At 68.1% G+C, this 13,950-nt stretch carries 12 protein-coding genes; 4 read left to right on the forward strand and 8 right to left on the reverse strand.

Annotation, left to right across the window (positions count from 1 at the left end):
- Positions 1 to 22: 22 nt before the first annotated feature.
- Complete coding sequence (locus tag R2910_08625; GenBank protein MEZ4413031.1) at positions 23 to 583, reverse strand: chalcone isomerase family protein; 561 nt, start codon at positions 581 to 583, stop codon at positions 23 to 25.
- A 134-nt stretch (positions 584 to 717) separates the two neighbouring features.
- On the opposite strand from R2910_08625, the gene R2910_08630 reads away from it, so the two are divergent.
- Entirely contained in the window at positions 718 to 1,380 is a 663-nt protein-coding gene (locus R2910_08630; GenBank protein ID MEZ4413032.1) for a copper homeostasis protein CutC, read from the forward strand.
- Here the strand turns inward: R2910_08630 and R2910_08635 are convergent.
- The 5 genes from R2910_08635 to efp all read right to left on the reverse strand — a co-directional run bounded on the left by R2910_08635 (position 1,377) and on the right by efp (position 7,270).
- Entirely contained in the window at positions 1,377 to 2,732 is a 1,356-nt protein-coding gene (locus R2910_08635; GenBank protein MEZ4413033.1) for a Gfo/Idh/MocA family oxidoreductase, read from the reverse strand. The genes R2910_08630 and R2910_08635 overlap by 4 nt on opposite strands.
- Positions 2,733 to 2,752: 20 nt before the next feature.
- On the reverse strand, positions 2,753 to 4,036 hold the full coding sequence (locus tag R2910_08640) for a galactokinase family protein (protein ID MEZ4413034.1): 1,284 nt from the start codon (positions 4,034 to 4,036) through the stop codon (positions 2,753 to 2,755).
- The gene (locus tag R2910_08645) at positions 4,033 to 4,842 is read right to left on the reverse strand and encodes a nucleotidyltransferase family protein (protein MEZ4413035.1); all 810 of its coding nucleotides are present in this window, start codon (positions 4,840 to 4,842) and stop codon (positions 4,033 to 4,035) included. The genes R2910_08640 and R2910_08645 overlap by 4 nt, the downstream gene beginning before the upstream one ends.
- Complete coding sequence (locus R2910_08650) at positions 4,839 to 6,614, reverse strand: sodium:solute symporter family protein (protein ID MEZ4413036.1); 1,776 nt, start codon at positions 6,612 to 6,614, stop codon at positions 4,839 to 4,841. The genes R2910_08645 and R2910_08650 overlap by 4 nt, the downstream gene beginning before the upstream one ends.
- Positions 6,615 to 6,712: 98 nt before the next feature.
- On the reverse strand, positions 6,713 to 7,270 hold the full coding sequence (gene efp, locus R2910_08655; GenBank protein ID MEZ4413037.1) for an elongation factor P: 558 nt from the start codon (positions 7,268 to 7,270) through the stop codon (positions 6,713 to 6,715).
- Between the two features lie 140 nt (positions 7,271 to 7,410).
- On the opposite strand from efp, the gene R2910_08660 reads away from it, so the two are divergent.
- Complete coding sequence (locus R2910_08660) at positions 7,411 to 8,172, forward strand: TIGR00730 family Rossman fold protein (protein ID MEZ4413038.1); 762 nt, start codon at positions 7,411 to 7,413, stop codon at positions 8,170 to 8,172.
- Positions 8,173 to 8,227: 55 nt separating this feature from the next.
- Here R2910_08660 and R2910_08665 read toward each other — a convergent pair whose 3' ends face one another.
- A complete protein-coding gene (locus tag R2910_08665) occupies positions 8,228 to 9,151 on the reverse strand; it encodes a hypothetical protein (GenBank protein MEZ4413039.1) in 924 nt (307 codons plus the stop codon).
- Between the two features lie 114 nt (positions 9,152 to 9,265).
- Positions 9,266 to 11,023 (reverse strand): hypothetical protein, encoded by a 1,758-nt coding sequence (locus R2910_08670; protein ID MEZ4413040.1) that lies wholly within the window; start codon positions 11,021 to 11,023, stop codon positions 9,266 to 9,268.
- Positions 11,024 to 11,307: 284 nt separating this feature from the next.
- Here R2910_08670 and R2910_08675 point away from each other — a divergent pair, with 284 nt between their 5' ends.
- Both R2910_08675 and R2910_08680 read left to right on the forward strand, forming a co-directional pair.
- On the forward strand, positions 11,308 to 11,817 hold the full coding sequence (locus R2910_08675) for a hypothetical protein (protein ID MEZ4413041.1): 510 nt from the start codon (positions 11,308 to 11,310) through the stop codon (positions 11,815 to 11,817).
- A 1-nt stretch (position 11,818) separates the two neighbouring features.
- The gene (locus R2910_08680; GenBank protein ID MEZ4413042.1) at positions 11,819 to 13,924 is read left to right on the forward strand and encodes an acetate--CoA ligase family protein; all 2,106 of its coding nucleotides are present in this window, start codon (positions 11,819 to 11,821) and stop codon (positions 13,922 to 13,924) included.
- The last annotated feature ends 26 nt before the right edge of the window (positions 13,925 to 13,950 follow it).

Here is a 13,950-nt window from a genome sequence, read left to right on the forward strand (position 1 = left end):
CCTCCCCGCCGCCCTTCCGAGCCTAGTTCTTGATTCCCATCAGGTCATCACGGAAGCCAGTGCCCGGCCCGGGGTTCGGACCGATCCACGCCTTGAAGAGCGCGTCGGCGAAGTCCTTGCCCTTGATGGTCCCCTTCAGGACGCCGTTGACCTTGATCTCCGTTCCGGTCCCCGCGATGTACGTGAAGACGAACTGCTGTTCCTTCTTGATGTCTTCCATGTAGCCGCAGAGCGTCACGAACTCCGCCTTCAACTGCTCGGAGGCGTCGGGCGTGTTCTTCTCGAGCGCCTCATCCCACGCCTCGCACATCTTGTCCTTCCCGACGTCCCGCAGGAACTGCATGACCAGCTCCCGATTCGTGTCGTCCGCGAGGACCGCATCGGGATTGTTGGACTTGGCCGGGAGGTAGAGGCCGGCGACGTAGACCTTGAAGATGGCCTTCTTCCGGAGGGCCACGCCGTTCAGCACCAGGGTCTGACCGGCGACCTCGACGGTGCCGGGCAGGGTCACTTTGTTGTAGGTCGTGTCCGCCGGTGCGGCGGTCAGGCTGCCGGCCAGGGCCAGCAGGGTGAGACTGAGCATGGGTTTCCTCCAGTGGGTGAATCACGGGCCGGCGACCACGCCGCCGGCGACCCCTTGAAGATGCAGTGCGCGACGCGCGGAGGGAAGGGTGGCCGGGGGTGCCGATCCGGGGTATGGGGAGCGATCTTGTCCTGATGCCTCCGATCGTCCTCGAAGCCTGTGTCGAGACCCTGGCCGGCGCCCTCGCGGCTGAAGAGGGCGGGGCAGGACGCATCGAACTTTGCGCATCCCTGGAGGTGGGGGGATTGACGCCCTCCGTCGCCCTGGTCGAGGAATGCGTCCGTCGCCTCTCCATACCGGTGTTTGTGCTTGCGCGCCCGGTTCCGGGGCCGTTTGTCCTCTCCCGGAAGGAACTCGCGAGGCTGCTCGAGGATATCCGGCACGCCGCCGATCAGGGGGCTGCCGGGGTGGTGGCCGGTGCGCTTACCGCGGCGGGCACGGTCGACGAGCCCGCCCTCGAGGCCATCCTCGCCGCGGCAGGGCCGCTGTCCGTCACCTTCCACCGCGCATTCGACGCCGCCGCGGACCAGTTGTCGGCGGTGGAGGTCCTGGCCCGGTGCGGAGTGGGGCGTGTGCTGACGTCGGGGGGGGCCGCGATGGCGGCCCAGGGTGCGGGGAGGATCAAGGTGCTCGTCGAGCGGGCGGCAGGCCGGATCGGGATCCTGGCGGGCGGATCCATCCGGGCGCACAACGCCGGCGCGCTGGTGCGGGCCACGGGCGTGACCGAGATCCACAGCCGGACGCCGGAGGATCCGGTCGCGGTCCGCGCGCTGGTCGCCGCGGCGAACGGCGCCTAACCCATCACCGGGCGCGGCGTGCGCCACGCGCCGCGCGTGAAATCGGGGACGTCCACCGGCTTGCTCCCCTTCTGCACGGACGCGACGCTGAGGGGTCCGGGCGCACTCCAGGCGGCGGCGTCGTACACGTCCATGTCGGGGACGAGGCCCTCACGGAGGCACTGGACCATCCGGTAGTTCATGATGAAGTCCATCCCGCCGTGCCCGCCCAGCTTGCGGGCGAGCTCTCCCACCCGCGTCCAGAGCGGGTTTTCGTATTCCGCCTTGTAGCCATCCAGGCCGGTCCATGCATCGCCCTCGGGCTGGCCCTCGAGCATGATCCTGGCGGGATAGTCGGCGAAGATCCCACGCGTGCCGGAGATCAGGTTGATCCGGCTGTAGGGGCGGGGGCTGACCACGTCGTGCTGCAGCATGACGGTGCGTCCGAGGGCGGTCTTGATGAGCGAGGTGTTCATGTCGCCGGTGCGGTACCGTTCCCGCCGTTTCGGGTCGGTCGGGTCCAAATGCTCATCGCGATATTCCGTGAGCCCCGCCTCGAGGCTGCTCATCGAGACCAGATAGTCGAACCGGTCGCCCCGGTTGATGGCCATATAGTTGGCCACGGGCCCGAGGCCGTGTGTGGGATAGAGGTTGCCATCCAGCTGAAGGTGCGGGTACCGCCGCCAGAGCCCCTCCCCCTCGTCGCTCAGCAGCAGTTCGCGGAGATCGTGGATATACGCGCACTCCCCGTGCGTCAGGCGGCCGAGCTTGCCGGCCTTCACGAGGTTCAGCACCAGCATCTCGTTGTATCCGTAACAGCAGTTTTCCAGCATGATGCAATGCCGCCGGGTCTTCTCGGAGACGTTCACCAGCGTCCAGCAGTCGTCCAGCGTCGTGGCGGCGGGGACCTCCACCGCGGCGTGCTTCCCCTGTCGCATGGCCCCGACCGCCATCGGCACGTGCCAGTTCCAGGGCGTGGCGATGTAGACGATGTCGATGTTGTCACGGACCACGAGCTGTTCCCAGATGCTGTCGCTGCCGTCGAAGATGGCCGGCGCCGTTGCCTGCCCAGCCTCCTTGACCATCTCGGCGCCGCGAGCGGCATGCGCCGGCACGAGATCGCAGAGCGCTGTGACCTGGACTCCGTCGATCGCGAGCAGGTCCCGCAGCAGGCTGCGTCCCCGCCCGCCGACGCCGATGAGGCCGACGCGGACCACATCGCGAGGCGCGAAGGGGACGCCGATCATCCGGTCTGCCTGGCCGGCGTCGCCTGCCAATGCGGTCCCGGGGAGGAGATTGACGGCCGCGGCGGCCGTCACGCCAGCGCCGAGGAAGTCCCGGCGGGAGACGCTGCGATCATCGGAGTCATGCATGGTTCACCCCACTCCTGTGGTCAGTCGATGCGCCGGGCGCCGGGCGCTGGCTCCGTCCGAAAGCACTCCGCCCTTCGGGCCGCGCCGGGGAAGGCGCGGCGGTATTCTCCGATCCAATCTCTCCCGAACCGATCGGCCGCGTCGGCGTCGACCATGGCCCAGACGCTGCCGCCGAATCCCGCGCCGAACGCCGAGGCCGCGTGCGCCCCCAGGGCGCGGGCGCGGCGGGCCAGGTGTACGGTCTCCGGCACCTGGTTCTCCAACCCCTCCTCGGCACCGAGCTGCGAGCGATCGACGAGCTCCCCGAATCGGCGGAAGTCGCGAACTTCGAGCGCGCGCGACGCGTCCGGGATGATCTCGGTACTCTCGGTCGTGAATTGGCGAAACCGCCCGGCGAGGAAGCCGGCCGGGAATCCCGGTTCATCTTCCTCCTGCCCAAGCAGGAGCTGGAGGATCGCCTCGCGCGCTCCCGGCTCCGCGGCGGCGGCAGCGAGCGTGGCGGCAGCGGACCCCGACGCCTGACGCCAGCGGCCGAGGATAGTCCGAACGGCCAGCGACAGCCGGTTGTAGGCCTCGCGCTGCGGCCCAGATTTCCGTGAGCGGACGCCACTGACGGCAATGACGAGCGCCATTGCGTCGGGCCATGGGATGTCTTCCTCGAAGGTGACCGGGGCAAAGGAGTAGCGGCTGACACGCCCCGCCTTGCAGCAGAGAATTGCGGTGTGGTCCTGGCTCCCTCCAAACGTCCCGACTCCGCGGTCGCCCGCGAGCGGCCCGAAGTTCTGGCCGTTCTCGATGCAGCCAAGGTACTCCGCCAGCGCTTCCGGGGTGGAGAGATGCTCGCGCCAGGTTTCACTGGAGGAGAGTTCGTTCACCTCGGCGAGCGCGAGAAAAGTTGCGACGATGAGCGCGCTGGAACTGCTCATCCCCGCAGCGGAGGGGAGGTTGCTGGCGAGTGCCAGATCGGCGCCCCGGCGCGCGCCGGGGAAGTTCTGCGCGATCCGCCGAGCCACCGTCATCGGAAAGCCGGCCCACCGTCCGGTGAGGGGCACCAGTTCGGGTTCGAGTCGGAAGGCCGCGCGTGCGCCGCTCGTGGAGTCGAGGAAGGTCACGGTGTCGTCGTCGCGGGGCACCATCCCGATGACGAGTCCGCGATCGATGGCGCAGAGGAGGCTCCGGCCGCCGGCGTAGTCGGTGTGCTTGCCGAGCAGCTCCACTCGGCCGGGGACGTGCCAGAGCGCGGGCTCCCGCGCACCCGCGTCGAGTGCGGCGCGGACCCGATCGCGGAGGTCGGTGCCCGTCAGAGCCGCACCTCGGTGTCTTTGAGGCGATCCGCCACGGCGGCGATGTCGCCGCGATTCGAGAGGTCGAGGACGCCGGCTTGCACCGGGACGACGGCGAAGCGGGTGCCGAGGGTCTGCATGGCGTAGCGCACCGCATCCTGGATCTCGAGTTCGCCGCGGACCGAGGGGGTCACACGACGGCAGGCCTCGAAGATGTCCGGGCCGAAGACCCAGGCGTTCATGCTGACCCGGGCGGCGGGACCGAGGCGCGCGGCGGTGGCCGCATCGGGCTTTTCAACGATGTCGACGAGCTGACCCTCGGGTCCCTCGGCGAGGAGTGCGAAGTGGTTGACCCTGTCGGCGGGGATGTTGCTGCGCTCGACCAGCGTCTCACGTTCGAACCCCGCCAGCCCGGGCCCCTCGAGCGCGCGCAGCGCCGCCAGCACGTCGGCGGGGTAGTAGTTGTCCGCGTTGCACACCAGGAAGAGCTCGCCGCCGGCGAAGCGTTCCGCTGCGAGCACGGCATCGGCGGTGCCGCGGGGTTCGGCCTGCACGGCGAAGGAAAGGTTGACACGGTGGAGGCGGCCCGGTGCGCCGTAGTAGTCGCGGACGGAGTGGTGTTCGGGGCCGATCACGAGGCAGATCTCCGTGAAGCCGGCGTCTGCCAGCGCGGAGAGGAGAAAGTCGAGGAAGGGCCGACCGACGGGGATCATGCCCTTGATCCCCTGGTCGGCCGCGGCGCTCTGTTCGGGTTCGAGCGTGGCACCGGACACGGCTTGCCGCATCCGGCGGCCGAGCCCGCGGGCCAGGATGACGGCGCGGTTCACTCCGCCTGGCCCGCCCCACCCCACATGGCGGGAAGCAGCCTGGCCAGCCACCACGACGCGAGACCAAAGACGGCCATGAAGATGAGCCCCTGCGGTGTTCGACCGTAGAGGAGGCTTCCGACGCCGAAGAGCGCCGAGTAGACCGCGGTACAGCCGAGCACCCAGCCGAGGAACGCCATCGGGAGGCTGTCCGGAGACGGGGGGACGCCCGCCTCCGCCTGCACGGAGCGCCAGCCGGGACCGGCCGGCCGGACGAGCCTGAAGAAACTGAGCAGCGTGCTCCGCTCTGTTGGCGCGGTGAGGAGCGTGACGGTGACCCAGACCACGGTCGTGATGCCGACGCTCAGGAGGAGCTGGGCGGTGGCGTCCATTGGGAAGCCATGCTTCTGTCCGTAGAGGAAGCCGGCCGCAAGGAGGAAGGAACTCACCATCGCGCTGACTTCGCTCCAGGCGTTGATCCGCCACCAGAACCACCGGAGCAGGTAGAGCAGGCCGGTGCCCGCCCCGATCGAGAGGAGGAGCTGGAAGCTCTGGCTGGCCGTCTCGAGCACGAAAGTGAGCCCTGCCGCCAGCAGCATGAGCACCGCGGTGACGATGCGGCCCATCATCACGTAGTGACGCTCGCTCGCGTCGGTCCGCATGAAGCGGCGGTAGAGATCGTGCACCAGGTAGGAGGTGCCCCAGTTCAGGTGCGTGGCGATGGTGGAGACGTAGGCGGCCAGCAGGCCGGCCACCATGATGCCCAGCCACCCGACCGGGAGGAACCGGAGCATGGCGGGGTAGGCCATGTCATGACCGATGAGCGCCGGGTCGACGTTCGGGAAGCTGACGGCGATGTCGCTGAGCTGGGGATACACCAGGAGCGAGGCGAGGGCGACGATGATCCACGGCCACGACCGCAGCGCGTAGTGGGCGACGTTGAAGAACAGCGTGCCGGCCATCGCGTCGCGCTCGGTGCGGGCCGCCAGCATGCGCTGCGCGATGTAGCTCCCGCCGCCCGGCTCGGCGCCGGGGTACCAGACGCTCCACCACTGCACCGTGATCGGGATGATCAGGACCGAGAGCGCGAGCTGCCAGTCGCCGAAGTCGGGGAGCAGCTGGAGGGTGCCGGGGTCGAGGCGGGTCATCAGCCCGCTGAGCCCGCCGACCTCCGGCTGCTGCAGGGCGAAGTAGGCGGCGGCAAAGGAACCGGCCATGGCGATGCCGAACTGGATCAGGTCGGTCACCAGCACACCCCAGAGGCCGGCGGTGGCGGCGAAGGCGATGTTGAGGCCGGCGCAGACCAGCAGCGTCTGCCACATCGGCCAGCCGAGAATCACGTTGGCAATCTTGACGGCGGCCAGGTTGACCGTGGCCATGATGACGCAGTTGAAGAAGAGGCCCAGGTAGATGGCGCGGAAGCCCCGCACCAGCTGGGCGGGACGTCCGGCGTAGCGAATCTCGTAGAACTCGAGATCGGTGAGCACGCCGGAGCGCCGCCAGAGCCGCGCATAGAAGAACACGGTGGCCATGCCGGTCAGCAGGAACGACCACCAGAGCCAGTTGTTGGCCACGCCGTGCTCGCGCACGAGGTTGGTCACCAGGTTCGGGGTGTCGGTACTGAACGTGGTGGCCACCATGGAAACGCCGATCAGCCACCAGGGCGCGGCGCGTCCGGAGGTGAAGAACTCGGCGGTGCTGGAGCCTGCCCGGCGGGCAAGCAGGACAGCAGGGAGGAAAGCGACCGCGAGCGAGAGGACGACGATGACCCAGTCCAACGTCACCAACTGCATGCAGCGGCTCCGGTGTCGGGAGGGGGAGGTCCCTCAAGATAGAAGGCCCCGCACCGGGGTGCGAGGCCTTTGGAGCGAGCGGCTCGGGGAGCTGACGCCTACTTGGCGCGCTCGAGATATTCGCCGGTGTTCGGGTTGACGCGGACCCGCTCGCCCTGGTTGACGAACTCGGGGACGTTGACCGTCACGCCGTTGCTCAACACCGCCGGCTTGCTGCTCGCGTTCTTGGTGGCCGTCTTCATGGCCGGCGCGGTTTCGACGACCTCGAGTTCGATGGTGGTCGGCAGGTTGATGGCAATCGGCTTTCCACCGAGCCACTCGACCATGAACTTCATTTCCGGCTGGAGCCAGGGGGTCATGTCGCCGGTCACTTCCTGGTCCAGGGTGACCTGGTCGAAGGTGTCCTGATCCATGATGTGCGTGCCCTGTGCGTCCTGGTAGAGCACCTGCATTTCCTTGGTGTCGAGCCGGGCCTGGTCGACGAAGTCCGAGGCGTTCAGGCGGGTGTCAAAGGTGTTGCCGGAAATCAGGTTCCGAAACCGCACCTGGACGAACGCGCGGAGATTGCCGGGGGTGCGGTGCGTGAAGTCCATCACGCGGCACGGCTGCCCGTCGATCAGGATGACGTGGCCCTTGCGGACATCGGTTGCCTTCATGAGATCTGCGTTCCCTGCGTTGGAGTATGCCGGCCCGGTCGGCGGGCCGTGCTGCCGGGCCCCAAGATACACCGGGAGGCGGGGATGGAGGAGGGGGCGAGGGTTTGCGCCGGGGGGCGGCCCCGTGGGAGATTCCCGGGATGACCGACCCCAACGAACCATCCAACGGCCCCTGGCCGACCGGCCCCGGCCTCCCCGACATCCGCGACTGGCTGGCTGGTCCGGGATCCCGGCTCAGCGAGCTCGCTCGCATCGGCCGCATCGCCATGGAGTTTCTCCGCGGCTTCCGGGCGCTCCACTTCGTGGGCCCTTGCGTGACAGTCTTCGGCTCGGCCCGGGTCCGCGCGGACGATCCTCACTACCAGTTGGCCCGTGCGGTGGGAGCCCGGGTGGCCGACTTGGGCTATACCGTCATGACCGGCGGCGGCCCTGGCATCATGGAGGCGGCTAATCGCGGGGCGTACGAGGCGGGAGGCCGCTCCATCGGCTGCAACATCAAACTGCCACACGAGCAGCGCCCCAACCCCTACGTGGACCGGTTCATCACCTTCCGGTACTTCTTTGTCCGCAAGGTGATGCTGGTCAAGTACAGCGTCGCCTTCGTTGTCATGCCTGGGGGCTTCGGCACGCTCGATGAGCTGTTTGAGTCCCTGACGCTGGTCCAGACGGGCAAGATTGCGGCGTATCCCGTGGTGCTGATGGGCACGGAGTACTGGCGGCCGCTGTGCGATTTCATGCGGAACACGCAGGCAGCCAGGGGCATGGTGGGGGCGGCCGACCTCGACCTCCTGACGGTGACTGACTCGCTCGACGAGGCGGTGGCCGCGATCCAGCGGGGGGTCGCCGCCCTGCCAAAGTCGTGGGTCCCGCCGAAGCGGCGCCGGCTGTTGCTCGAGCGGTAGGTACGCAAACGGGGCGCGGACTGCTCCGCGCCCCGTCGCCTGCGCCTGCCCGTTGTCAGTCGATGACGAGAATCAGGAACTTCGAGGGCGCCCAGAACCCTTCGGGCGAGGCGATCTTCACGCCGCCGGTGACGCGGCCCTTCGAGTCCGGCTTGTTCTCGATGTAGTCGGTGTTCTGCCGCGAGACGATCTTGTACCGCTCGGTCGTCATCGGCGACGGAATTTCCATGACGACCCGCCGATCGACGGCGGTGAAGTCCGCCTCGTTCAGCACGCGGGCCGGCTGCAGGGCCTTGCTGCCGAAGAAGAGGATCTTCGATCCGCCCTCCTCGACGATGATTCCCTTGGCCTTGAGCGAGTCCTTGGTGCCGATCACGTAGTAGACCGTGTTGCTGCGGTCGGTGATTGCCGTGACGGTGTCGATGAGTTCCTTCTTCTCAACCGAGAGGGCGGCCACTTCCTGCTGGCTGGTGGCCAGCTGCTCGCTCATCGTGGCGATCTCGACCCGCTGCGTGGCGATCATCTGCTGGTACTCGGCAACGGCCGTCTCCAGCGACGAGAGATCGGTCTTCATGCTGTCCGACTGCTTGTTGAGCCGGCGGATCCGCGCCTGGCTGGCCGCGAGCCGCGTTTCGGCGTCGTTCAGCCGCTCGGTCATTTCCTTGACCCGCGCCAGGACGATGGCGCGCTGGTTGGCCTCCGGCTGCTGGCCCCCCTCCGAGCCCACGACCGGCGAGACGCCCGCCTTGAGATTCTTGACCTTGGCCATCTCGGCGTTGATTTCGTTCATCAGGCGCGCATTCTCGGCGACGGCCTGCAGCAGCGTGTCCTTCTCCGCCGAGAGGGCCGTGACCTGATCCAGCTGCATTTGAAGTTCTTCCTGCTGCTTCTTCTTTTCGGCGGGGGATGTGCAGGCGCTGAATGTCAGAGCTGCCAAGGCCAAAAATCCCACCACGCGGGGCTGGAACGTGATGCGCATCACAATCTCCTGTAACGGGTTACGTCCATTGCAACCCTAGATAGAAACCTCCCGGACGGCAGCGCGCAAGAGTCGGGGGGGAAACGGAACGGCCGCCCGGAGGCGGCCGTCGTATCAGCGGGAGACTGGGAGTCGGGTGAGCCCGATCCCCTCGAGGATCGGTTTGACCGTCGTGGGAACCGACGACGTGGGCTGTCCGGACCAGTGTTCGAGGCGGCGAGTTATCCAGCCCTGCAGTTCGGCGTATCGGGCGCCGGCGTCGGCGTCGTCAAAGTGCACCGTGCTTCCGGTAACCTGGTACCGACCGGACTTCGCCTGGAGCAGCGCGAAGACGGCGTCGATCTGCCCGAGGAGCCGGGTGCCTTCGTCCGCCGCTTCCTTGGATTCCTTCAGCGACGGATGCGTCAGCCAGTCGCGCAGCGACTCCCCGCTGCGCTCCAGCGTGCGCGCAGAATCCTGGTAGGCCTTCTCGATCACCCCTTCCATGACGTGATACTGTCGCACGGCGCTGGTGGCGGCGTCCAGCGCGCGGCGCGCTCCGGCAAGGCCGTCGTTCGTGGTGAGTTGCGTCTGGCTGAAAAGGCGCACGAGACCAGCCCGGTCCATCTGGGCGGAGAATTCACGACCAAGAATCCCATACGACGCTGCGTACCCCTTGGCCAACGCCGCGCCGCCGTCGGAAGACACGTGCGCCGGCGCGGTGCCCGCGCTCAGTGCCTCGGTGCCCTCGCTCGGCAGGTCGATTGTCGGAGCGCTCGGGAGAATCCCGTCGGCCCTGACGCTGTCTCGGGATAGGGCGCTGGGCGCGTCGGCGGCCTCTGACCTGGTCGTTGGTGTTGCCACCGGAAAGCCGACGCTCGGGGCCGGCGTGGCCGTTGCCGAGTCGAGAGGGGCAACGGGGGCGGGGGCGGGGGTGGCCGCGGCGGCCGGCGCGGTGGCCGAGGCGAGCGTGACCATGCCCTGGTCGGAGTCATCCCCACCGGAAGTGAACGCGAAGATGACGGCTGCAATGAGCGCGGCGGCGGCAACGAAGAGCATCGGCCGCAACTTGCGCATCGGCGGGGTGGGCACCGCTTGGTCGTCCATGTACGTCGGCGCGATGGCGGCGACTTCCTGTTCGACCGTTGGTTCGAGCGCTGCCGTGGCAGCCACCACCACAGGCTCGAGGTCGTCGGCCACGGCATCTTCCACCGGCAGCTCGGCGTCGATGGCCTGCGGTTCCGCCATCTCCACTGCCACCGGTTCGCTTTCCGCCACGACCGGGATCTCGTCGAGATGGATCTCGACCGGCAGACCAAGGTCGGAGGGGGCGAGTTCTTCGGCACGCTCGGCCACCGGCTCGATCGTCGAGAATGGTGGTTCGGTCGGGTCGGCGTCGTTGGCGTCCGGTGCGCTCTCCAGGTCCTCCAGCCGCAGCATCGTTCCGAAGACTGGTTCGGAATCCTCGGACATCTCTGGCGCGTCCACCGGTTCCGGGCGGACGAGGGTCAGCTCGGGGGTCGCCGGCGCGGGCGGCGGCTCCGGCTCGGCGCGCTGTGCCGGGGTGGGGAGCGGGTCGAGGAGGACGAGCAGGCGGTTGAGTTCTTCGAGGTCGCCCTGGTCGGGCTTCTGCGCCACCGGGGTTGGCAAGACGCGTGGCGTGGAGGTCGGGCTGGACGGGCGGGTGAACTTCAAGCGCGACGTGCGGGTGGCCGTGCCACCCTCCACGGCCATCCGATAGTGGGGGTGGCTTTCGATCGACAGCCAGCGGTCGCTCCGCTGGTGATAAATCTCGGCATCCGCCGTGACCTCGCCGCGCTGCACGCCAGCGGTGAGTTCCTGGATTGACGGATAGACCTGTTCCTTGCCAGTGACGAGTCGGATACGGTACATGCTGCCCCCAAGGAGAATCGGCGGGCGCTCGACAACAATTGCCCGCTGTCAACACAAGCAACAGTCAGGCCAGTTTTAAGACGTTTATTTACAACAAGTTGCATTTTGCGCTGTCAACTAATTGCGGCGATGTGCAAGTGCTGTCGCGCCGGCGAAGCAGGCTGCGTGGCCTGGCGGCCTCACTGATTCGCGGGCTCCACGGGTCTGCAAGTCCTTGTGTCTCTTGGGGTAACAGCTTATCCTGCCGCCACCAAGCAGCATTCTTCAGGCGCAGGGAGGTTGGCATGAGCGACGAACCGATGTATTTGCAGCGTCTCCGGCAGAATCGCAGGGGCAAGAGCAAGCGAGGCGGATCCGGTGCGGAGACCGCTGATGGATTGAGTGCGCAGGAGCAGGAGGCGTTGCGCTGGGCGCGGGAGGCCGCGGCGACGGATCTCCGCTCCACCAAGGATCTGGCGGGCGCCAAGTACGCCATCGTCATTCGCGTGAGTTCCGCGAGCGGGACGCCGCTGTCGTCGTGCGAGGGATTGCCGACGCGCGAAGCGCTCCTCGAGCGCATCAAGAACGCCGCCTTCATGGGTGAGGACGTGGTGGGTGCGTATGAGGTGCGTGGCGGGCGTCCTCTCACCGTTGGCAACGACGACGGGACCATCACTCTCAAGTCCGGCGCCCCGCGTCCGGGGGCCAATCCGAAATCCCCCGAGGAGATGCTCCGGCAGGCCGCAAAGGACGCCGCCGAGCGCGCGAAGTCCCGTCCCCGGGACGACGACCGCGGCGGTGCACGCCGGCGCTAGGATGACCGCGTCCCTGGACTGCATTCTTCGACCGCGCCGCGTCGCAGTCATCGGGGCCTCGCGCACCCCGAACACGATCGGCAACGAGATCGTCTCCAACCTCGTCGACTACGGCTTCACCGGGACGGTCTTCCCGGTGAATCCGAAGGCCGACTCGATTCACTCCCTCAAGACCTACCCGACCATCGGCGCCGTCCCCGATCCGGTGGACATGGCGGTGATCACGGTTCCCAAGCAGCACGTGCTCGGCGTCGCCCGCGAGTGCGGCGAGGCGGGCGTGCCCGGGCTGACCGTCATCTCGGCGGGATTCCGGGAAGTCGGCGGCGAGGGCGTCGAACGTGAGCGCCAGTTGATGGAAATCGTCCGGCAGTACGGCATGCGGATGGTCGGGCCGAACTGCATGGGCGTGCTCAATGCCGATCCCGCGGTGTCGATGAACGCGACGTTTGCACCAAGCATGCCCCCCTTCGGCCGCGCGGCGTTTGTGTCGCAGTCGGGCGCGATGGGGTTGAGCGTCCTCGACTACGCCAAGGAATACGGCATCGGCATCAACCAGTTCGTCTCGATGGGCAACAAGCCCGACGTGAGTGGCAACGACCTCCTGCTCCACTGGGAGCAGGATCCCTCGGTCGGCGTGATCCTGATGTACGTCGAGAACTTCGGCAATCCGCGGAAGTTCCTGGAGATTGCCCGGCGGATGACGCGCACCAAGCCGATCATCGTGGTGAAGTCGGGCCGGTCGAAGGTCGGCGCACGCGCGGCCTCGTCGCACACCGGCGCGCTGGCCGCCAGCGACACGCTCGTGGACGCGATGCTCTCGCAGGCCGGCGTGATCCGGGCGGAGACGGTGGAAGAGCTCTTCGACCTCGCCATGGCGTTCTCCGACGAGCGGACACCGCGGTCGCGGCGGACCGCCGTGGTGACGAATTCGGGCGGCCCCGGGATCCTGGCGGCGGACGCGCTGGAGCGCGTCCAGGTGGAACTGCCGGAACTCGCGCCGGAGACGGTGGCGCGGCTCAAGCCGCTCTTTCCCGAGGAAGCGTCGTTGCGCAATCCGCTCGACATGATTGCGAGCGCCACGCCGCCGGGGTATCGCGCGGCACTGGATGCGCTGCTCAACGATCCGAACGTCGATTCTGCCCTGGCCATTTTTGTCCCGCCGCTGGGGATCAAGCAGGCGGATGTCGCCGAGGCGATCGCCTCGGTGGCGGGTGCGCATCCCGACAAGCCGGTGCTCGCGGTCCTGATGGGTCGCGAGGGGTTGCCGCAGGGGAAGGCCGAGCTGCATGAGGTCGGTGTTCCGGCGTACATCTTCCCGGAGTCGGCGGCGCGGGCGCTTTCCGCGCTGTGTCGCCAGCGGGAGTGGATGGAGCGGCCGGTCCCGCCGATCGAGACGCTCGAGGTTGACCGCGACACGGCGGCACGCCTGCTCGCCGACGCAGAGGCGGCGGGACTGTCACGGCTGGGAGAGGTCGAGTCGCTCGCGCTGCTTCGGGCCTACGGGATTCCCACCGCGGCGGCCGGCCTGGCGCGGAACCCGGATGAGGCGGTCACGCTCGCCGCAGCGACGGGTGGTGCCGTGGCGATGAAGATCGTGTCGCCCGAAATCGTCCATAAGACCGACGTCGGCGGCGTGAAGGTCGGCGTCGAAGGTGCCGCCGATGTGCGCGCGGCGTATGACGAGATTGTCGCGTCCGCGCGCCGCGCGGTGCCGAACGCCACCATCCACGGTGTCCTTGTCCAGGAGATGGTGCACGGCGGCCGTGAGACGATCGCCGGCGTGACGCGCGATCCTTCCTTCGGTCCGCTGGTCATGTTCGGGCTGGGCGGCATTTTTGTGGAAGTGCTGCGGGATGTGGTCTTCCGGGTGGCGCCGATCAACCGGCGCGAGGCGTCGGACATGATTGCCGGCCTGCGCGGGGCGCGTCTGCTCGGGCCGGTGCGCGGCGCCCCCCCCGCCGACCGCGTGGCGATCGAGGAAGTCCTGCTCCGCTTGTCACGACTCGCCGAGGATTTTCCCCAGATTGCCGAACTCGACGTGAACCCGCTCCTCGCGTTTCCCGACCGCGCGGTGGCGGTGGACGGCCGGGTACTGCTCGGGTCCTGAGCTCCGCCTGGCGGCGCTTCCCGAGG

The sequence above is a fragment of the Gemmatimonadales bacterium genome (genome assembly GCA_041390145.1).
GTDB lineage: Bacteria > Gemmatimonadota > Gemmatimonadetes > Gemmatimonadales > GWC2-71-9 > SPDF01.

Excerpts from the sequence above, each read along its gene's own strand:
- R2910_08625 (MEZ4413031.1), bottom strand. The coding sequence starts at position 583 with ATGCTCAGTCTCACCCTGCTGGCCCTGGCCGGCAGCCTGACCGCCGCA.
- R2910_08675 (MEZ4413041.1), top strand. The coding sequence starts at position 11,308 with ATGAGCGACGAACCGATGTATTTGCAGCGTCTCCGGCAGAATCGCAGG.
- R2910_08630 (MEZ4413032.1), top strand. The coding sequence starts at position 718 with ATGCCTCCGATCGTCCTCGAAGCCTGTGTCGAGACCCTGGCCGGCGCC.
- R2910_08660 (MEZ4413038.1), top strand. The coding sequence starts at position 7,411 with ATGACCGACCCCAACGAACCATCCAACGGCCCCTGGCCGACCGGCCCC.
- R2910_08650 (MEZ4413036.1), bottom strand. The coding sequence starts at position 6,614 with ATGCAGTTGGTGACGTTGGACTGGGTCATCGTCGTCCTCTCGCTCGCG.
- R2910_08665 (MEZ4413039.1), bottom strand. The coding sequence starts at position 9,151 with ATGCGCATCACGTTCCAGCCCCGCGTGGTGGGATTTTTGGCCTTGGCA.
- R2910_08670 (MEZ4413040.1), bottom strand. The coding sequence starts at position 11,023 with ATGTACCGTATCCGACTCGTCACTGGCAAGGAACAGGTCTATCCGTCA.
- R2910_08635 (MEZ4413033.1), bottom strand. The coding sequence starts at position 2,732 with ATGCATGACTCCGATGATCGCAGCGTCTCCCGCCGGGACTTCCTCGGC.
- R2910_08680 (MEZ4413042.1), top strand. The coding sequence starts at position 11,819 with ATGACCGCGTCCCTGGACTGCATTCTTCGACCGCGCCGCGTCGCAGTC.
- efp (MEZ4413037.1), bottom strand. The coding sequence starts at position 7,270 with ATGAAGGCAACCGATGTCCGCAAGGGCCACGTCATCCTGATCGACGGG.